Here is an 18,931-nt window from a genome sequence, read left to right on the forward strand (position 1 = left end):
GCCAACGCCGTGCTCGACGCCACCGACGCGGTGATGCTCTCCGCCGAGACCGCCGCCGGCGACTTCCCGGTGGAGACCGTGGAGGCCATGGCCCGGGTGTGCCTGGGCGCCGAGCGCGAGCGAATCGCCCAGTCCTCCGGCCACCGCATCCACGAGGGCTTCTCGCAGATCGACGAGACCATCGCCCTGTCGGCGATGTATGCCGCCAACCACCTGGAAGGCGTGGCCGCCATCGCCTGCATGACCTCGACCGGCTATACGCCGCTGATCGCCTCGCGCATCCGCTCCGGGCTGCCGATCGTCGGGCTGGCGCACAGCCCCGTCGCCCAGCGGCGCATGGCGCTGTATCGTGGGGTGATCTCGCTGCCCTTCGACACCAGCGAGATGTCGGCCGACGAGCTCAACGACCAGGCCCTGGCCCGGGTGGTGGCTCAGGGCATCGCCGCCCAGGGGGATCACGTGATCCTCACCCGCGGCGATCACATGAACGCCCACGGCGGCACCAATACCCTGAGGATTCTCGAGGTGGAAGCCCAGCATGAATGAGACACGCCCGCGGCGGGACATCCGCCGCACCCTGCCGGCCCGCAAGCGCATCGCGCTGATCGCCCACGACGGCAAGAAGCCGGAGATGCTGGCCTGGGCCAAGCGCTGGCAGGACACCCTGGCCCGCCACGAACTGGTCGGCACCGGCACCACCGCGACACGGCTGGCCCGGCAGCTGGGGCTCGAGATCGAGCCGCTGATGAGCGGGCCGCTGGGCGGGGATCAGCAGATCGGCGCGCGCATCGCCGAACAGGGCCTCGACCTGCTGGTATTCTTCTGGGACCCCTTCGCGCCCCAGCCGCACGATCCGGACGTCAAGGCGCTGCTGCGCCTGGCCGCGCTGTGGAACGTGCCGGTGGCCTGCAACCCGGCCAGTGCGGACTTCCTGCTCAGCTCGCCCTCGCTCGACCGCGACGTCGAGATCGACATCCCCGATGCCGGCGGCTGGATCTCCGCGCGCACCGACTAATCGCCGCCAAGAAGCGACACGAGAACGACCATAACGAGGACACCTTGCATGTTTCAGCTCACCCGCAGCGTCACCTGGCAGGCCCTGAAGCGTCTGCATGCCGACACAGCCCATGATCGCATCGCCGACTACTTCACCGCCGATCCGCAGCGCTTCGACAAGATGAGCCTGCGCGTCGGCGGCCTGTTCCTCGACTACTCCAAGCACCATATCTCCGAGGCGGTGCTGGAGAAGCTGCTCGAGCTGGTCGATCACTCGGCGCTGGTCCAGCGCCGCGCCCAGATGTTCTCCGGCGACATCATCAACGTCACCGAGGACCGTCCGGTGCTGCACACCGCGCTGCGCAACGTCGGCGAAGGGCCGCTGATGGTCGACGGCCAGGACGTGATGCCGGAGATCCAGCGCACCCGCGAGCAGATCCAGCGCTTCTCCGAGGCGGTACGCAGCGGCGAGTGGAAGGGCTACAGCGGCGAGCGCATCAAGGACGTGGTCAACATCGGCATCGGCGGCTCCGACCTGGGCCCCAACATGGCCTGCCGCGCGCTGCTCAAGTACCGCCACCCGGAGCTCAACTTCCACTTCGTCTCCAACGTCGACGGCGCCCACATCCAGAAGGTGCTCAGCGGTCTCGATCCGGCCACCACGCTGTTCATCGTCTCCACCAAGACCTTCTCCACCCAGGAGACGCTGCTCAACGCCAAGACCGCGCGGCGCTGGTTCCTGGAGCACGCCGGCGAGGACGCCGACGTGGGCGCGCACTTCGTCGCCGCCTCCACCAACCGCAAGGCGGCGATGGCGTTCGGCATCCGCGAGGAGAACGTCTTCGAATTCTGGGCCTGGGTCGGCGGGCGCTACTCCATGTGGTCGTCGATCGGCCTGCCGATCGCCCTGGCCGTGGGCTTCGAGGGCTTCATGGAGATGCTCGAAGGCGCCTACGAGATGGACCAGCACTTCCTGAACGCGCCCCACGACGCCAACATGCCGGTGCTGATGGCGCTGATCGGGATCTGGTACATCAACTTCGCCGGCGCCGAGACCCACGCCATCGTGCCCTACGATCAGGCGCTGCATCAGCTGCCGTCCTTCCTGCAGCAGCTCGACATGGAGTCCAACGGCAAGTCGGTGGACATCTTCGGGCATCCGGTCGACTACAAGACCGGGCCGATCGTCTGGGGCCAGACCGGCTCCAACGGCCAGCACGCCTTCTTCCAGCTGCTGCACCAGGGCACCCGCTACGTGCCGATCGACTTCATCGCCTCGCTCAAGCCCGAGCCCGGCATGGAGGACCACCACTTCGCGCTGCTGACCAACATGCTGGCCCAGGCCAACGCCTTCATGGAGGGCAGCCAGAAGGGCAGCGACCTGGACCCCTACAGCTGCCCGGGCAACCGCCCCTCCAGCACCCTGCTGCTCGACGAGCTGACGCCGAAGAACCTCGGCGCGCTGATCGCCCTGTACGAGCACAAGGTCTTCGTCCAGGGGGTGATCTGGAACATCAACTCCTTCGACCAGTGGGGCGTGCAGCTGGGCAAGCGCATCGCCGGCGAGATCAGCGAGCGCATCGACGAGCACAGCCAGGACTTCGACGGCTCCACCCAGGGCCTGCTGACCCTGGTGCGCGAGCACTTCCCGAGCCAGAAGCGCCAGGCCGACGCCGGCGAGGCCCCCAAGGCCAAGCCGGAACCGAAACCCAAGCGCAACAAGGCCTCGAGCTGATGCCGCGATGAACCGAAGCAGGGCTTCGGGCGCTTATGATCCTCAGACATGGGGCGAACGCCGGTGACCTGAGGCGTTGCTTCGGGCGCCTATAACCTCAGACGCGGGGGGCGGGCGCCTATAAAGCGCCGCGCCCGACCCGCTGCCCCCACCAGGCGGCGCCCAGCCACAGCGGCACGCTGCCGACGCCATAGGCCAGCGCCAGCCCGGGGCGCGACGTCTCCAGCAGATAGAGCGTCTCCAGGCCGAACAGCGAGAAGGTGGTGAAACCGCCGCAGAAGCCGGCCACCAGGAAGGGCTGCCAGCGGGCAGCATGGCCGGTGAGGCGGCGGGCCGCCCGGGCGGCGAAGGCGGCGATCAGCCAGGAGCCGATCAGGTTGACCGCCAGCGTCCCCCACAGGAAGGCGCTGCCCAGCGCCTGCATCACGCCGAGCCCCACCAGATGGCGCGCCAGCGCCCCCAGACCACTGCCGAGCCCTACCGCCAGATAGCTCCGCCAGCCCGTCATGCGCCGCCTCCGGCCAGCCACCAGCCCAGCGCCGCAGCGGCCACGCCCGCGATCAGGGTGACCAGCACGTTGACCGCGGCCGGGCCGGGGCGCCCTTCCTGCCACAGGGTCAGGGTCTGCAGGCTGAAGGACGACACCGTGGTGAAGCCGCCCAGCCCGCCGACCGCCAGCAGCGACCAGGCGGGCGATGCCGTCATCGGCCAGCCCAGCGCCGGCGCCAGGGCGCCGATCGCCAGACAGCCCAGCACGTTCACCGCCAGGGTGCCCCAGGGGAAACCGCGCCCCAGCCAGCGTGCCGCCAGCTCGCCCACCGCCAGACGGGCCATGCCGCCCAGCGCGCCTCCCATCGCCACCAGGCCCAGCCCCAGGATACCGACGCTCATGGTGCGTCTCCGCGTGAATTCGCGACCATGCTAGCCGAGCCGAGAAGGCACCACAAAAAACGCCACCCCGGGGAGGGATGGCGCAACGTCATGCTTGCTTGCAGGAAACGTCGCCGTTCAGGCTTGAAGACCAAGGTGACACAATATTCGACATATGTACAACTCTCGTACACCATTGTAATACCGCCGAGACTCGACGCCTTTCCCCCAGACTGGGAAGATGCCGACTATTGCCATGCTTCACACCCACGCCACGACAAGGAGGCCCATCGCGTGACGCTCCCCAGACGAACCCTCTATCTGATCAGCGGCTGGCTGCTGGCCTGCCTGCTGCTGGTCTCGGGCCCGCTGCAGGCGCAGTCGCCCGAGGGCCAGCAGGCGGCCAACGCCACCCTGGCCAGCCTGCTGGAGAACCCCGAGACCCGTCAGCAGCTGATCGACCAGCTGCGCGCCCAGGCCCAGGCGCCGGCCGAGGCCGCCACCGAGGCGGCCCAGGACGTCGCCAGCGAGCCCTCGCTGCCCCGCCAGCTGGCCGACGCCACCAGCCACATCGTCGATGAGCTAGGCGGCCAGATCGGCGGCGCGGTCGATACCCTGGCCGGCCTGTTCGGCGGCAACCTGGTCGATGACGGCGGCTTCGACATGAGCGCCGTCACCAGCGCCGCCATCAACCTGGGCCTGGTAATCCTGGCGACCTTCGTGCTGTTCCTCGCCATCCGCCGCCTCGCCCGGCCATTCTTCACTCGGCTCAGCCAGTGGTCGCTGAACGGCCAGGGCCTGCAGCCGCTGCTGCGGCTGGTGATCTGCGTTGCGGTGGCGGCGCTGATCGACGCCCTGGTGGTGGCGCTGGCCTACGTCGGCGGCAACCTGGTGGCGACCTTCGCGGTGGGCGAGAGCGGCGAGCTGTCGACCCGCGCCTCGCTGTTCCTCAACGCCTTCCTGGTCATCGAGCTGCTCAAGGCCGCGGTGCGGATGCTGTTCGCCTCGCACTACGAGGGGCTGCGGCTGCTGCCCATCGGCGCCGACAGCGCCCGCTACTGGAACCGCTGGATCGCCCGGCTGATCGGCCTGGCCGGCTACGGGCTGATGGTGGTGGTGCCGCTGGTCAACGCCTACCTGTCGCCGTCGCTGGGCAGCGCCGTGGGCACCCTGATCATGCTCGGCGCCTACGTCTACGCCGTGGCCGTGGTGATACGCAATCGCCAGAATCTGCGCCAGGCGCTGAACCACAAGGCCGGCCAGACCACCATGACCGCCAGCCGGGTCTCGCTGCAGCTGTTCGCCCGCACCTGGCACCTGTTCGCCCTCGCCTACTTCACGGTGGTGCTGGTGCTGACCCTGACCAAGCCGGAGACCGCCCTGCCCTTCGTCATGCTGGCGACGCTCAAGACGCTGGTGACCGTGCTGGCGGGGATGCTGATCTCCTCCTTCCTGACCCAGACCATCGGCCGCCGCATCCGGCTCAGCGACGAGCTACGCCGCAAGCTGCCGCTGCTCGAGGCGCGCCTCAACAGCTACGTGCCCACCGCCCTGCGGGTGATACGCGCGGTGATCCTGGTCGCAGTGGTGATGCTGGTGCTGAATGCCTGGGGCGCCTTCGATCTCGCCGCCTGGTACGCCTCCGAGGCGGGCCGCAGCCTGCTCGGCAAGCTGCTCAGCGTGTTCGTGATTCTGCTGGTGGCCGCCGCCGCCTGGCTGGGGCTGGCCAGCCTGATCGAGCACAAGCTGAACCCCGAGACCGGCGGCGTGCCCTCGGCCCGCGCCCAGACGCTGCTGGCGCTGTTCCGCAACGCCCTGGCCATCGCCCTGGTCACGCTGACGGCGATGATCGTGCTGTCCGAGATCGGCATCAACATCGGGCCGCTGATCGCCGGCGCCGGGGTGCTGGGCCTGGCCATCGGCTTCGGCGCCCAGAAGCTGGTGCAGGACATCATCACCGGCGTCTTCATCCAGATCGAGAACGCCATGAACACCGGCGACGTGATCACGGTGGGCGGCATCACCGGGGTGGCCGAGAAGCTGAGCATCCGCTCGGTGGGCATCCGCGACCTCTCCGGCACCTATCACGTGGTGCCCTTCTCCAGCGTCGACACCGTCTCCAACTACATGCGCGACTTCGCCTACCACGTCGGCGAGTACGGCATCGCCTACCGCGAGAACATCGACGAGGCGATCCAGGCGCTGCGCGATGCCTTCGACGACCTGTCCAACGACGAGGACATCAAGCCCTGCCTGCTCGAGCCGCTGGAAGTGGCCGGGGTGATCGCGCTGGCCGACAGCTCGGTGAACATCCGCGTGCGCCTGATGACCACCCCGGGCGACCAGTGGGCCGTGGGCCGCGCCTACAACCGGCTGGTCAAGCTGCACTTCGACGCCGCCGGCATCGAGATCCCCTTCCCGCACACCACGCTCTACTTCGGGGAGAACAAGGACGGCAGCGCGCCGCCGGCCAACCTGCGCATCCTCGACAAGCAGGTCGCCAAGCCCGAGGAGCGTCAGCACGACGCCCACTTCGGCCCGGCCGATACCGGCGCCTCCCAGGAGGTCCACAACCAGGACGACACGGAGTGATCCCCGGGCGGCGTCCACGGACGCCGCCCGGGCCCTACCCGCGCTCTGTTACAGGTTGCAGAACGCACCACGAAGAAGGGGCTGCCGATCGGCAGCCCCTTCTTTCGTTTCCTGCTCTATTGTTGCCTGCCCCGCCGACACCGGCCGGCGGGTGGCACCTCGCTCAGGAGGCCTGGCGGCTACCGTTGCGCGCCAGGGTGTCCTCGGGCTCGGTGGGCTGAGGCAGCGAGGGCAGCGACTTGTCGAGCATCTCGACGCTCTGGCGGTAGTAGAGCTGGCTCTTGTTATGCTCGCCCAGGTTGGCGTAGAGCCGCGCCAGCTCGGCGCACACCACCCCGCTCGGACGCTGACGCTGGCTGGCCTCGAAGTACTCCTGGGCCTTGCCCCAGTAGGCGTTGCGCAGCGACAGGCGCCCCAGGGTCAGCAGCAGGTCAGGATCATTGGGCCGCTCCTGCAGCCACTTCTCGGCCACCACCAGCTGGCGGGCGGCGTCCACCTCGAGCAGGCCGTAGCGCAGCACCAGGCGGCTGTCCCACTGCTCCTTGAGCGAGTGGCGCAGCAGGCGCTCGGCGATGCCCTGCTCGTTGCCGCGCACCAGCGCCTCGGCGTAGAGCACGATCAGCTCGACGTTGTTGCGCAGCGGCTCGGGCATGTCGGCCCACAGGTTGCGGACGCGCTCGATATCGCCCGGCTGACGCGCCTCGCGGCCGATCAGCTCGCGGTAGGCCTGCAGTTCGAGCTGATCGCGCTCCTCCGGCGAGATCAGCTGCTGGGCCCCCAGCCGCGGCATCAGGCGGCGCAGGCCGTCCCAGTCGCTGAGGCTGATGTAGGCCTGCTTGAGCTGCTTGAGCACCTGCGGGTGATTGGGCAGATGGCGGTCCAGGCGGGTGAGGATGGCCAGCGCCTCCTCGTACTGCTGGCGATCCAGCATCAGCTGGGCCTGCATCATGCCCACCGCGGTGTCGGCGCCCTCGGTGCTGAGGTGAGCGCGCTTGAGCAGGGTGTCGGCCTGCTCGTAGCGGCCCTGGTAGTGGGCCGCCAGCGCCGCGGAGAGGTAATTGACCAGCGGCGTGCTGGAATCGTCCGCGGCCTTGACCAGCGACTTCTCGGCGCGCTTCCAGCGGCCCTCGGCCAGCGCCACCAGGCCGCGCACGGTGCGCTTCATGGCGGTGCGGTTGCGTGAGCGGCTGTTCCACACCTTGAAGCGCGACACCGGCCGCGACAGGCGCATCAGCAGGCGCAGCGCGAAGTGCAGCACGATGAAGGCGGCCAGCAGCAGCACCAGGCCGAACCAGAAGGAGGTCTGGTAGGAGGTGTCGCCGACCCGCACCAGCCAGTAGCCGGGCACCGACATCATCAGCTGGCCGAACAGGGCCCCCACCGCGAGCCCGACGACGATGAGCAGGATCAGCTTTCTCATGACGCGCCTCCCTGGCCGTTGCCGCTAGCCTCGAAGCGACGATCGACGAACTCGGCCAGCGCCTGCTGGGAGGCACTGATGTCCGGCAGCTCGGGGCGGATGGTGCGACCCTGGAGCGCCTCGAGCTGGTTCAGGACCGCCTGCACGCCCTCGTCGTCGGTATCGTAGTAGCCGTCGATCAGGGTCAACGCCTTGTCGAGGCTGGCGTCGTAGAGTTCCTGCTCTTCCTTGAGCAGTGCCAGCTGGGCCTGCTCGAGGATCAGCCGCACGCTCTGGCGCAGGTAGGACTCCTGCTCCGGCGTGATCAGCGCTTCCATCGCCTCGCCATGCTGGCGCACGGTGACCAGGTCCTTGAGCTCCTCGCCGAAGCGCGAGAGCTGCTGCTGCCAGCCGCCGCTCGGCGCCTCCTCGATGGTGGAGTTGGCGGCGATCTCCTCGATGTCCTGGGCCAGCGGCAGCCCGGCGATCCGCTCCTGCTGGGCGTTGAGCGCCAGGTAGAGGCCGGTGCGGTCGACCCGGGGCACGGCCTCCAGCGCGGCCAGCTCGGAGGCGATCTCGCGGCGCACCGGCAGCAGCGCCGGGTTGTCCGCCTCGCGCAGCCGGGCATCGGCGGTGCGCAGCAGCGCCATGGCACCCTCGACGTCACGCTCGAGCTGCAGGCGCTGGTTGGCCAGGCGCAGCAGATAGGCGGCCTCGGCGTGGAGCCAGTCGCGCTCGTCGGTCTGCTGTTCGCTGGCCAGCTCCTCGAGCACCCGGTCGAGGGCGTCGTCGACGCTGCCGCGGTAGTCGGAGAACTCGCTGCGCAGGTCGCTGATGGCGGCATCGCGCTCGCTCTGGCCGTTCTCCAGCCGCGAGGCCAGGTCATCCAGCGCGCCCTGGGTCGCGGGCTGCTCGGGCAGCGCGGCCAGGTCCTGGCGCTGGGCGTCGAGGCGCTGCCAGACCTGCCAGCCGAAGTAGGCGCCGCCGGCGCCGAGCAGGATCACCAGGCCCAGCGCCACGGCGCCGGCCTTGCCGCCGCCCTTGCCGGAGCCGTCACTCCCGCCGGCGGCCTTGGCCGCGCCGCCGTTGCCGCCGGACTTGCCCGACGCCGGCCTGCTTGCCGCGCCCGTCTTCGCACTGCCTGAAGAGGAAGCCCCGCCGCTCTTGCCGGCGGAGGCGGTGTCCTTGGCCGGCGCGGCGGCATCGGCCTTGCTTCCACCGGACGCGTCGGGCTTGGCGGACGCCTGCTGAGAAGATGCCTTGTCGCCGTTCGACTCGCTGCCCTTGGCCGCGCCGCCGCCCTTGCCACGACGCCGGGACCGGCGTGAGGAAGTGCCGCTGCTCGGGTTCGCCTCGGCCTCGACCTGGGGCGACGAGTCGGCGCCATTCCCGGCGCCGGAGGGCGTCTGTTGTTCGTCCTGATCGTTTTGTTGCTTGCTCATCTGTCGCTAGCCCTTTTCGAGATCGTCATGATCGACATCGGCCCTCTCCGGGTCTGCCTCGGCCACGGCCTTCGCCAGCGTGGCGGGCGTGGCTCCCGCCGCCACCACGGGGCGACGAAACCCCAGCGTGCCGGCCAGTGTAGCCAACCGGGTACTGGACACGATTAGCGGTTGGTGCAAGGCGGCGCGCGAGCACCATCTTGCCAGATGTTCGAGGATTTCTCCGCTGGTCACCACCAGGGCGCGATAGTCGCCCGTGGCGAGCCGGCCGGCGAACGCCGCGTCGGGGTCGAGCAGGCGGCGGCGATAGAGCGCCAGCCGGGTCAGTCGCCCCCCCCTTTCGGCGAGCGTCTCGCCGAGCAGCGCCCGGCCGCCCTCGCCCGCCGCCAGCAGCACCTTCTGCTCGTCGAGTCGCGCGAGCGACCCCAGGCCGAGCAGCGCCTCGCTGGTATCGCCGCCGCCGGCCGGCGGCACATGCACGCGCACGCCCAGCTCGCGGTGCAGCACCTCGGCGGTGGCCGCGCCCACGGCATAGTAGTCGATGCCCACCGGCAGCTGCGGCCAGTAGCGGTCCAGCGCCTCGGCCAGGCATTCGGCGGCGAAGGGACTGACCACCACCACCCGCCGGAACTGATCGAAGTCCAGCCAGGCGGCCCGCTGCTCGGCGGTTTCCGGCAGAGCCTCCAGGGCCATGGCCTCGCCGTGCTCGACGGCGAAGCCCCGCGAGGCGATGGCCTCGGCCAGCGCCGCGGCCCGGGGGCCGGGGCGACAGATCAGCACCGGCGCGCTCGCCATCAGCCGGCGCCGTAGACCTCGGCGAGGATGTCGCCGGCGCCCATCTCGAGCAACTCCTCGGCGACGCGGATGCCGAGCGCCTCGGGCTCGTGGATCGAGCCGCGGCCCTCGGCGCGCAGCACCTCGGTGCCCTCGGGGTTGCCGACCAGGGCGCGCAGCCACAGGGTCTGGCCGTCGTCCTCGAACACCGCATGGCCGCCGATCGGCACCTGGCAGCCGCCCTCGAGGCGGGTGTTCATGGCGCGCTCGGCGCGCACTCGGGTGGCGGTGGCCGGATCGTCCAGCGGCGCCAGCAGCGAGATCAGCTCGGCGTCGTGCATGCGGCACTCGATGCCCAGCGCGCCCTGGCCGCAGGCCGGCAGGCAGACCTCCGGCGGCAGCTCCATGGTGATGCGGTCGCCGAGCCCCAGGCGCTTGAGCCCGGAGGTGGCCAGCAGGATGGCGTCGAACTCGCCGTCATCGAGCTTGCCGAGGCGGGTCTGGACGTTGCCGCGCAGGCTCAGCACCTCGAGGTCGGGGCGCGCCTCGCGCATCTGCAGGCCGCGGCGCAGGCTGGAAGTGCCGATGCGCGCACCCTCGGGCAGCTCGTCCAGGGAAGCGTAGTGGTTGGAGACGAAGGCGTCGGTGGGCTCGGCGCCCTCGAGGATCACCGACAGCCCCAGGCTCTCGGGGAAATGCATCGGCACGTCCTTCATGGAATGCACCGCGATGTCGGCGCGGCCGTCGAGCATCGCCTCCTCGAGTTCCTTGACGAACAGCCCCTTGCCGCCGACCTTGGCCAGCGGCGTGTCGAGGATCTTGTCGCCGCGGGTGGACATCGGCACCAGCTCCACCTTGAGCTCGGGGTGCGTCGCCATCAGGCGGTCACGGACGTATTCGGCCTGCCACAGGGCCAGCTGGCTCTTGCGGGTGGCGATACGCAACGTTGTCATGGCTTGCACAGGCTTCTCTCCGTCCCGGTTCATAGCGCCGGCGCCTCCCATCGCGCGGGCGCCCGGTGATCTCTGATATCACTTCATCATAAAGGACCCGGCAGGCCAGGAAAATCGCCGCCCCGCCAGGACCGCCTTCCGATCGTCGCCGCCAGGCATGCGCGGGGCGCCGGGGCGACGGCCGGGGAAGCGCCCGGCCCCCTCGCCTGACCCGCGGACTCTGGTACACTTTCCGCCATGTCAAGCCGGCACGGCCCGCCGCTCGCCGCCTCCCTCTTACCGTCATGCAGGATGCCAGCCCGATGAGCCAAACCCCGACGAACGATAGCACCAACCAGTCCTGGGGCGGCCGCTTCAGCGAGCCCACCGACGCCTTCGTCGCCCGCTTCACCGCCTCGGTCGGCTTCGACCAGCGTCTGGCCCACAACGACATCCAGGGCTCGCGCGCCCACGCCACCATGCTGGCACGGGTCGGGGTGCTCACCGAGGACGAGCGCGACGCCATCCTGGCAGGCCTCGACGAGGTCCAGGCGGAGATCGAGGCCGGCACCTTCGAGTGGTCGGTGGACCTCGAGGACGTGCACATGAACATCGAGGCGCGGCTCACCGACAAGATCGGCATCACCGGCAAGAAGCTGCACACCGGCCGTTCGCGCAACGATCAGGTGGCCACCGACATCCGCCTGTTCCTGCGCGACGAGATCGATACCGTGGCCGCCGAACTCGCCCGCCTGCGCCAGGGGCTGATCGCGCTGGCCGACCGCGAGGCCGACACCATCATGCCCGGCTTCACCCACCTGCAGACCGCGCAGCCGGTGACCTTCGGCCACCATCTGCTGGCCTGGCAGGAGATGCTCGCCCGCGACCACGAACGCCTGCTCGACTGCCGCAAGCGGGTCAACGTGCTGCCGCTGGGCGCCGCCGCCCTGGCCGGCACCACCTACCCGATCGACCGCCACGTGACCGCCGAGCTGCTGGGCTTCGACCGCCCCGCCGAGAACAGCCTCGACGCCGTCAGCGACCGCGACTTCGCCATCGAGTTCACCGCCTTCGCCAGCACCCTGCTGATGCACCTGTCGCGCATGAGCGAGGAACTGGTGCTGTGGACCAGCGCCCAGTTCGACTTCATCGACCTGCCCGACCGCTTCTGCACCGGCTCCTCGATCATGCCGCAGAAGAAGAACCCGGACGTGCCCGAGCTGGTGCGCGGCAAGACCGGCCGCGTCTACGGCCACCTGATGGGCATGCTGACGCTGATGAAGTCCCAGCCGCTGGCCTACAACAAGGATAACCAGGAGGACAAGGAGCCGCTGTTCGACGCCGTGACCACCGTGCAGGACTGCCTCAAGGCGTTCGCCGACATGGTGCCGGCCATCGAGGCCAAGGCCGACAGCATGCGCGAGGCCGCGCGCAAGGGCTTCTCCACCGCCACCGACCTGGCGGACTACCTGGTGTGCCGCGGCGTGGCCTTCCGCGACGCCCACGAGATCGTCGGCCAGTCCGTGGCCTACGGGCTGCGCGAGGGCAAGGACCTCTCCGACATGAGCCTCGAGGAGCTGCGCCAGTTCTCCGACGTCATCGAGCAGGACGTGTTTGAGGTGCTGACCCTCGAGGGCTCGGTGGCCGCCCGCAATCACATCGGCGGCACCGCCCCGGACCAGGTACGCGCCGCCGCCCAGCGGGCCCGCGAGGCCCTGGCCGCGCTGACCGCTGCCGACACCCCGGGAGGCGAGGGCTGATGCGCCGCCTCGCCCCCCTCGCCCTGCTGACGCTCGCCCTGCTGGCCGGCTGCGGCCAGAAGGGCCCGCTCTACCTGCCCGGCGACGAGGCCGCCGCGGAGCGCTACGCGCCCCAGAATGACCCGCAGGACGACGCCCAGGGCAACGACGATGCCCAGGGCGACGACGCCAACGCCGACGACACACGCAGCGCCGAGGAAGACTGATGGACCATTTCGAATATCGCGACGGCGTGCTCCACGCGGAAGACGTGGCCCTGCCGCGCCTGGCCGAGGAATTCGGCACGCCCTGCTACGTCTATTCCAAGGCCACCCTGGCGCGTCACTTCCGCGCCTACACCGAGGCCCTGGGCAGCCACCCGCACCTGATCTGCTACGCGGTGAAGGCCAACTCCAACCTGGCGGTGCTCAACCTGCTGGCGCGGCTCGGTGCCGGTTTCGACATCGTCTCGGTGGGCGAGCTGGAGCGGGTGCTGGTGGCCGGCGGCGATCCGGCCAGGATCGTGTTCTCCGGCGTGGCCAAGGAGGAGAACGAGCTCGAGCGCGCGCTGTCGGTGGGCATCAAGTGCTTCAACGTCGAGTCGCGGGCCGAGCTTGAGCGCCTCGAGGCCGTGGCTCGGGGCATGGACAAGGTCGCCCCGGTCTCGCTGCGGGTCAATCCCGACGTCGACGCCGGCACCCACCCCTACATCTCCACCGGGCTCAAGGACAACAAGTTCGGCATCCCGGTGGACGAGGCCTACGAGGTCTACCGCCAGGCCGCCGCCATGGAACACGTCCGGGTGGCCGGGCTGGACTGCCACATCGGCTCCCAGCTCACCGACACCACGCCCTTCCTCGACGCCCTCGACCGCCTGCTGGTGCTGCTCGAGAAGCTGCGCGAGGACGGCATCGAGATCGAGCATCTGGACCTTGGAGGCGGCCTCGGCGTGACCTACCAGGACGAGCGCCCGCCGCAGCCGTTCGACTACGCCTCCGCGCTGCTCGAGCGGCTGTCGTGCTGGCCGGGCAGCGAGCGCCTGACCCTGCTGTTCGAGCCGGGCCGCTCGATCGCCGCCAATGCCGGCGTGCTGCTGACCCGCGTCGAGTTCCTCAAGCCCGGCGAGACCAAGAACTTCGCCATCGTCGACGCGGCCATGAACGACCTGATCCGGCCCTCGCTGTACCAGGCCTGGCAGGCGATCCTGGCGGTCGACACCACCGGCGAGCGCGCCAGCGACACCTACGACGTGGTCGGCCCGGTGTGCGAGACCGGCGACTTCCTCGGCAAGGACCGCGAGCTGGCCATCGCCCCGGGCGACCTGCTGGCGGTGCGCTCCGCCGGCGCCTACGGCTTCGTCATGGCCTCCAACTACAACAGCCGCCCGCGCCCGGCCGAGGTCATGGTCGACGGCGATCGCGCCCACCTGGTGCGCCGCCGCGAGCGGCTCGAGGACCTGTGGGCCGGCGAAGCGGTGCTGCCGGACGACAGCGCGGAGACGCCTTGATGCTGCTGCAGTTCACCAAGATGCACGGGCTGGGCAACGACTTCATGGTGGTCGACCTGATCAGCCAGCGGGCGCGGCTGCGCGACGAACAGATCCGCGCCCTGGCCGACCGCCGCTTCGGCATCGGCTTCGACCAGCTGCTGGTGGTCGAGCCGCCGCGCGACCCCGACATGGACTTCCGCTACCGGATCTACAACGCCGACGGCAGCGAGGTGGAGAACTGCGGCAACGGTGCCCGCTGCTTCGCCCGCTTCGTGCGTGACCAGCGCCTGACCCACAAGCACGAGATCCGCGTCGAGACCGCCGGCGGCCCCCTGACCCTGGTGGTCGAGGAGGACGAGCGGGTGCGCGTCGACATGGGCACCCCGCGCTTCACCCCCGAGGCGCTGCCCTTCGAGGCCGACGAGGATCGCCCGCGACACGCGCTCACCGTCGAGGGCGAGACCCTCGAGGTCGGCGTGGTATCAATGGGCAATCCTCACGCGGTGCTGCGGGTGGACGACGTCGACGGCGCCCCGGTGGAGCGCCTGGGCCCGCTCATCGAGCATCACCCGCGCTTCCCGAAACGGGTCAACGCCGGCTTCATGCAGGTCGTGTCGCCGCATGACATCAGGCTGAGGGTGTACGAGCGCGGCAGCGGCGAGACCCTGGCCTGCGGCACCGGCGCCTGCGCCGCGGTGGCCACCGGCATCCGCCTGGGCTGGCTCGAGAGCCCGGTCACCGTGCACCTGCCCGGCGGCGACCTGGAGATCGCCTGGTCCGGCGACGACGCCCACCTGACCATGACCGGACCCGCCACGCGGGTCTTCGAGGGACGCGTGCCCCTGGCATAAAGACCGACAACACCGCGCGCCCAACGCAGAGGAGAGATCGCCCATGAGCCAAGCCGCCCCCGAGCCGCGCAAGACCCTGGACCCCGACGTCGTCGCCCAGTGGCTGGCCCGCCATCCGGACTTCTTCGTCGGCCGCGAGGGCCTGCTGCAGCAGCTCCGGGTGCCGCATCCCGAGGCCCGGGGCGCCACCTCCCTGCTGGAACGCCTGGTGCACGACCTGCGCGGCCGCGCCGAGCAGGCCGAAGACCGGCTCGAGCAGCTGCTCGAGTCGGCCCGCCACAACGAGGCCCAGTACCGGCGCACCCGCGAGCTGGTGCTGGCGCTGCTCGAGGCCGAGGACGGCGACGCCCTCGGTCAGGCGCTGGCGACCCAGTTCAGCGAACGCTTCCAGACCCCGGCGCTGGCGCTGTGGTGCCCGGCCTCGCTCACCGACGACGAGCCGACCCCGCCCCAGGCCCCCCGCCAGGTGCTCGACGATCACGCGACCCGGCGCCTCAATGCGCTGCTCGACGGCCGCACCAGCCGCTGTGTACGGCTCACGCCCGGCGACTGGAAGCGCCTGCTGCCCCATGCGCCGGCGCCCGAACAGGCCGGCTCCTGCGCCCTGGCGCGCCTGACCCTGGGCGAGCCCATGGGCTACCTGGTGCTGGCCAGCCCCGACCCGGACCACTTCCGCGCCAGCATGGACACCCTGTTCACCGAGTACGTCGGTGACGTGGTCGCCCGCCTGCTGGTGCAGCTGGCACCCGCCCGCCATGGCTGACGACACCCTGCTGGCGCGTCAGGTCGCGGCCTGTCTCGCCGAGCTCGCCCGCACCGCGAGCCCGGCCACGGTGAGCGCCTACCGGCAGGACCTGGCGGCGCTGACCGACTTCCTCGACGCCCAGGGCGTGGACGACGGCGGCGCGCTGGACGTGGCCCTGATGCGGCGCTTCCTCGGCGGCGAGCGGGCCCGCGGCCTGGCACCGCGCAGCCTGGCCCGCCGCCGTGCCGCCGTGGCGCGCTTCGCCGAATGGCTGCGCCGCGACGGCCGGCTGGCCCACAACCCGACGGAACTGGTGCGCACGCCCAAGGCGCCCAAGGACCTGCCGCGCCCGGTGGACGTGGACGCCCTCGCGCGCTTCCTCGACACGCCCCACGACGGCTCGCCGCTGGCGGTGCGTGACCAGGCCATGCTCGAGCTGTTCTACTCCAGCGGGCTACGCCTGGCCGAACTGGCGGCGCTGGACCTGAGCGACCTTCAGCCCCAGCGGGTGCGGGTGCTGGGCAAGGGCGGCAAGCCGCGTCAGGTGCCGGTGGGCGGACGCGCCCGCCAGGCCCTGGACGCCTGGCTAAGCGGGCGCGGCGCCCTGGCGGGCGACGGCGAGAGCGCGCTGTTCGTCGGCGCCCGCGGCCGTCGCCTCGGCCATCGGGCGATCCAGCAGCGCCTGGCCCAGCTGGCCCGCCGGCGCGGCCTCGACGAACACCTGCATCCGCACCGCCTGCGCCACTCCTTCGCCAGCCACCTGCTCGAATCCAGCCAGGACCTGCGCGCGGTCCAGGAACTCCTGGGCCATGCCCACCTGTCTACCACTCAGGTCTACACCCGGCTGGACTGGCAGCATCTGGCCACCGGGTACGACGCGGCACACCCCCGGGCGCGACGCCGCCCCGACGACAGCGACACTTCCCCATGACCCGACGCCCTCTCCACCACCCCGGCCACCACCCCGGCCAGCGCCCGCTACAGGCCCTGACCTTCGATCTCGACGACACCCTGTGGGACAACCAGGGCGTGATGACCCTCACCGAGGACGGCCACTACGCCTGGCTCGACGAGTCTCTCGCCGCCTGGCTCGCCGAACACGGCGAGCATCAACTGGGCCGCTTCAGTGAGCGCATGCCGATCGAGGCCTACCAGCGCCGCCGGCGCGAGCTGGCTGAGCGCCATCCGCTGCGGCGTGGCGACTTCACCTGGATTCGCGAGCAGGCGCTGTGTGCACTGCTGGAGGAATTCGGCCTGCCGCGCTCGGCGGCCTGGATGTGGGCGCTGGCGGCCATGGAACACTTCCATCACCTGCGCCTGCGCGTCTCGCCCTATCCGGAGGTGGAGCCGATGCTCGAGGACCTGCGCAGCCGCTACCGGCTGGCCTCGATCACCAACGGCAACCTGGCCTTCCACCGGCTCGAGCTGTCGCGCCACTTCGAGGTCTCGATCGCCGCCGGCGAGATGCACGCGCCCAAGCCGGACCCGCGCTGCTTCCTGATGACGCTGGCCAAGCTCGGCACCACACCCGAGCGGGCGATGCATATCGGCGATTCCTGGCAGGAGGACATCCTGCCGGCGGTGCGGCTGGGCATGCAGGCGGCCTGGATCGCCGGCGACACGCCCCACGGCGAGGCGATGCCCGCCGGCGTGCACCGGCTCTCGCATATCCGCGAGCTGCCGGCGCTGCTGGAGAGGCTGGGGCGAGCGTGATCCGCGCGGGAAATGGGAACCCCGAGGAAAAACGCGGCGAGTGACGGCCAGGGCTATGTCCGCTCCCGGCGGACATACGCATTTCCCACCTCCCTGTGGGTCAAGGCAACCGACGCCGCAGAAGCGGAGTTTACGAGCAGTCAATGAGCATTCTAAGGCGGCGGTTAACGCCGCCTGGCCAAGCGCAGTCCGTTTTTACCGGGGTTCGGCCAAGAGCCAGTCGTCGAGGCGCTGATGCACCTCCTCGATGCCGTCCTTCTTGAGCGACGAGAACAGCTGCACGGTCACCAGATCCTCCCACTCGCGCAGCCGCGAGCGCACCTGCTGCAGGGCGTTCTTGGCCGCGCCACGCTTCAGCTTGTCGGCCTTGGTCAGCAGGATATGCACCGGCATGTCGGCCTCGTCGGCCCAGCCGAGCAGGGTCTGGTCGAACTCGGTGAGCGGATGGCGCACGTCCATCAGCAGCACCAGCCCCCGCAGCGAGGCACGCCGGCGCAGGTAATCGGAGAGGTGACGCTGCCACTCCAGCTTCACCTGCTCGGGGACCTTGGCATAGCCGTAGCCCGGCAGGTCGACCAGGCGATGCTCGTCGCCCTCGTCCAGCGAGAAGAAATTGATCAGCTGAGTACGGCCCGGGGTCTTGGAGGTGCGCGCCAGCGCCTTCTGGCGCGTCAGGGCGTTGATGGCGCTGGACTTGCCGGCGTTGGAACGGCCGGCGAAGGCGACCTCGGCCCCGGCATCGGCGGGACATTTCGCCAGCGTCGGCGCACTGGTGATGAAGCTGGCTGCCTGATAATTGAGGCGCGACATGGCGGGGTTCCTGACGTCGATCAAGGGCGTCGCGGGTTGCATTTCCGCGATTCCGGTGTTCCTTTTATACTGCAGTCGATTTTGTCTGCGGCCGGGGGCGGCAGTATACACCGTGCACCCAACGCCAGCGACAGGCGACCCCGCCCGCTCCACTCCAAAACGGCAGTGTGGATTCGCGATGAGAAAGCTTCTGGCAAGCCTGGCCATTACCCTGGGCGCCTCCGGCGCCACCCATGCCGCGTCCCTGGCCGACGCCGACGCCGCCGCGGGTCGCGACAAGGCCGCGGCCTGCGCCGCCTGCCACGGCCAGGACGGTATCGGCATCACCCCGGCCTTTCCCAACCTGGCAGGCCAGCAGGCCTCCTATCTGGCCAAGCAGATCATGGACATCCGCGATGGCAACCGCCAGGTGCCGCAGATGGTTGGCCAGGTGGACGGTTTCTCCGATCAGGACGCCTGGGACGTGGCCGCCTACTATGCCGGCATGGAGCCGGCGCTGGGCCAGGCCGACCCCGATCCCGCCCTGGTCGAGCGCGGCCGCGAGCTGTACCGCGCCGGCGACATGGAGAAAGGCCTGCCGGCCTGCGCGGCCTGCCACACCCCGACCGGCGCGGGCATCGGCAGCGCCGGCTACCCGGCCCTCTCGGGCCAGCAGCGCGACTATGTCGTCACCACCCTGCAGGCCTTCGCCGCCGGCGAGCGCGCCAACGATCCAAGCGCTATCATGCGCGACATCGCGGCCAAGATGAGCGAGCGCGACATGGAGGCGGTCGCCAACTACGTGCACGGGCTGCACTGAGCCTGGCCGCGTCGAGACCGCCGGCGCCAGGGAACCCCTGGCCCG

At 70.2% G+C, this 18,931-nt stretch carries 19 protein-coding genes; 12 read left to right on the forward strand and 7 right to left on the reverse strand.

Translation table 11 applies throughout. From position 1 onward, the window contains the following. The 3 genes from C9J49_RS11755 to pgi form a co-directional block, all read left to right on the forward strand. Positions 1-546, forward strand: a 546-nt coding sequence (locus C9J49_RS11755) for a pyruvate kinase (RefSeq protein ID WP_258394048.1), incomplete at its 5' end; no start/stop codon positions are given. Continuing rightward, entirely contained in the window at positions 539-1,015 is a 477-nt protein-coding gene (locus C9J49_RS11760) for a methylglyoxal synthase (RefSeq protein ID WP_107182164.1), read from the forward strand. The genes C9J49_RS11755 and C9J49_RS11760, both read left to right, overlap by 8 nt. A gap of 48 nt (positions 1,016-1,063) precedes the next feature. Continuing rightward, a complete protein-coding gene (pgi, locus tag C9J49_RS11765) occupies positions 1,064-2,731 on the forward strand; it encodes a glucose-6-phosphate isomerase (protein ID WP_107182165.1) in 1,668 nt (555 codons plus the stop codon). A gap of 118 nt (positions 2,732-2,849) precedes the next feature. Here the strand turns inward: pgi and C9J49_RS11770 are convergent, their stop codons facing one another. Both C9J49_RS11770 and crcB read right to left on the reverse strand, forming a co-directional pair. Then, a complete protein-coding gene (locus C9J49_RS11770) occupies positions 2,850-3,239 on the reverse strand; it encodes a CrcB family protein (protein WP_107182166.1) in 390 nt (129 codons plus the stop codon). Further along, the gene (crcB, locus tag C9J49_RS11775) at positions 3,236-3,622 is read right to left on the reverse strand and encodes a fluoride efflux transporter CrcB (RefSeq protein WP_046079337.1); all 387 of its coding nucleotides are present in this window, start codon (positions 3,620-3,622) and stop codon (positions 3,236-3,238) included. Before crcB ends, C9J49_RS11770 begins: the two co-directional genes overlap by 4 nt. Positions 3,623-3,895: 273 nt before the next feature. Between crcB and ybiO the strand changes: the two genes are divergently transcribed. Then, on the forward strand, positions 3,896-6,193 hold the full coding sequence (ybiO, locus tag C9J49_RS11780) for a mechanosensitive channel protein (RefSeq protein WP_107182167.1): 2,298 nt from the start codon (positions 3,896-3,898) through the stop codon (positions 6,191-6,193). 163 nt (positions 6,194-6,356) lie between these two features. Here the strand turns inward: ybiO and C9J49_RS11785 are convergent, their stop codons facing one another. The 4 genes from C9J49_RS11785 to hemC are packed head-to-tail and all read right to left on the reverse strand — an operon-like array spanning position 6,357 to position 10,761. Continuing rightward, positions 6,357-7,613 carry a heme biosynthesis HemY N-terminal domain-containing protein gene (locus C9J49_RS11785; protein ID WP_035599865.1) on the reverse strand — a complete coding sequence of 419 codons (1,257 nt, stop codon included), beginning with the start codon at positions 7,611-7,613 and terminating at the stop codon, positions 6,357-6,359. Beyond that, positions 7,610-9,034 (reverse strand): uroporphyrinogen-III C-methyltransferase, encoded by a 1,425-nt coding sequence (locus C9J49_RS11790; RefSeq protein WP_046079335.1) that lies wholly within the window; start codon positions 9,032-9,034, stop codon positions 7,610-7,612. Before C9J49_RS11790 ends, C9J49_RS11785 begins: the two co-directional genes overlap by 4 nt. Positions 9,035-9,040: 6 nt before the next feature. Further along, the gene (locus tag C9J49_RS11795; RefSeq protein ID WP_046079334.1) at positions 9,041-9,829 is read right to left on the reverse strand and encodes a uroporphyrinogen-III synthase; all 789 of its coding nucleotides are present in this window, start codon (positions 9,827-9,829) and stop codon (positions 9,041-9,043) included. Beyond that, positions 9,829-10,761 carry a hydroxymethylbilane synthase gene (gene hemC / locus C9J49_RS11800; protein WP_375700492.1) on the reverse strand — a complete coding sequence of 311 codons (933 nt, stop codon included), beginning with the start codon at positions 10,759-10,761 and terminating at the stop codon, positions 9,829-9,831. The genes C9J49_RS11795 and hemC overlap by 1 nt, the downstream gene beginning before the upstream one ends. A gap of 302 nt (positions 10,762-11,063) precedes the next feature. Here hemC and argH point away from each other — a divergent pair, with 302 nt between their 5' ends. Genes argH through C9J49_RS11835 form a run of 7 tightly spaced genes read left to right on the forward strand, consistent with a single transcriptional unit; the run spans position 11,064 to position 17,277 of the window. Further along, the gene (gene argH / locus C9J49_RS11805; protein WP_107182168.1) at positions 11,064-12,500 is read left to right on the forward strand and encodes an argininosuccinate lyase; all 1,437 of its coding nucleotides are present in this window, start codon (positions 11,064-11,066) and stop codon (positions 12,498-12,500) included. Further along, positions 12,500-12,706, forward strand: a complete 207-nt coding sequence (locus C9J49_RS11810) for a lipoprotein (RefSeq protein WP_046079331.1) — start codon at positions 12,500-12,502, stop codon at positions 12,704-12,706. The genes argH and C9J49_RS11810 overlap by 1 nt, the downstream gene beginning before the upstream one ends. Beyond that, positions 12,706-13,986 (forward strand): diaminopimelate decarboxylase, encoded by a 1,281-nt coding sequence (lysA, locus tag C9J49_RS11815; protein WP_107182169.1) that lies wholly within the window; start codon positions 12,706-12,708, stop codon positions 13,984-13,986. Before C9J49_RS11810 ends, lysA begins: the two co-directional genes overlap by 1 nt. Next, positions 13,986-14,819: a diaminopimelate epimerase gene (dapF, locus tag C9J49_RS11820; protein WP_046079329.1), complete on the forward strand. Its 834-nt coding sequence runs from the start codon at positions 13,986-13,988 to the stop codon at positions 14,817-14,819. Before lysA ends, dapF begins: the two co-directional genes overlap by 1 nt. A 43-nt stretch (positions 14,820-14,862) precedes the next feature. Next, positions 14,863-15,582, forward strand: a complete 720-nt coding sequence (locus C9J49_RS11825; protein ID WP_107182170.1) for a DUF484 family protein — start codon at positions 14,863-14,865, stop codon at positions 15,580-15,582. After that, entirely contained in the window at positions 15,575-16,495 is a 921-nt protein-coding gene (locus C9J49_RS11830) for a tyrosine recombinase XerC (RefSeq protein ID WP_107182171.1), read from the forward strand. The genes C9J49_RS11825 and C9J49_RS11830 overlap by 8 nt, the downstream gene beginning before the upstream one ends. Continuing rightward, entirely contained in the window at positions 16,492-17,277 is a 786-nt protein-coding gene (locus C9J49_RS11835) for an HAD family hydrolase (protein ID WP_107182172.1), read from the forward strand. The genes C9J49_RS11830 and C9J49_RS11835 overlap by 4 nt, the downstream gene beginning before the upstream one ends. A 195-nt stretch (positions 17,278-17,472) precedes the next feature. On the opposite strand, the gene yihA is transcribed toward C9J49_RS11835, so the two are convergent. After that, positions 17,473-18,087, reverse strand: coding sequence for a ribosome biogenesis GTP-binding protein YihA/YsxC (gene yihA / locus C9J49_RS11840; protein WP_046078792.1), 615 nt, complete (start codon positions 18,085-18,087; stop codon positions 17,473-17,475). 178 nt (positions 18,088-18,265) lie between these two features. Between yihA and C9J49_RS11845 the strand changes: the two genes are divergently transcribed. After that, entirely contained in the window at positions 18,266-18,886 is a 621-nt protein-coding gene (locus C9J49_RS11845) for a cytochrome c (RefSeq protein WP_046078793.1), read from the forward strand. Positions 18,887-18,931: the final 45 nt, after the last annotated feature.

It is taken from the genome of Halomonas sp. SL1, assembly GCF_003030865.2.
In the GTDB taxonomy this organism is placed as follows: domain Bacteria; phylum Pseudomonadota; class Gammaproteobacteria; order Pseudomonadales; family Halomonadaceae; genus Halomonas; species Halomonas halophila.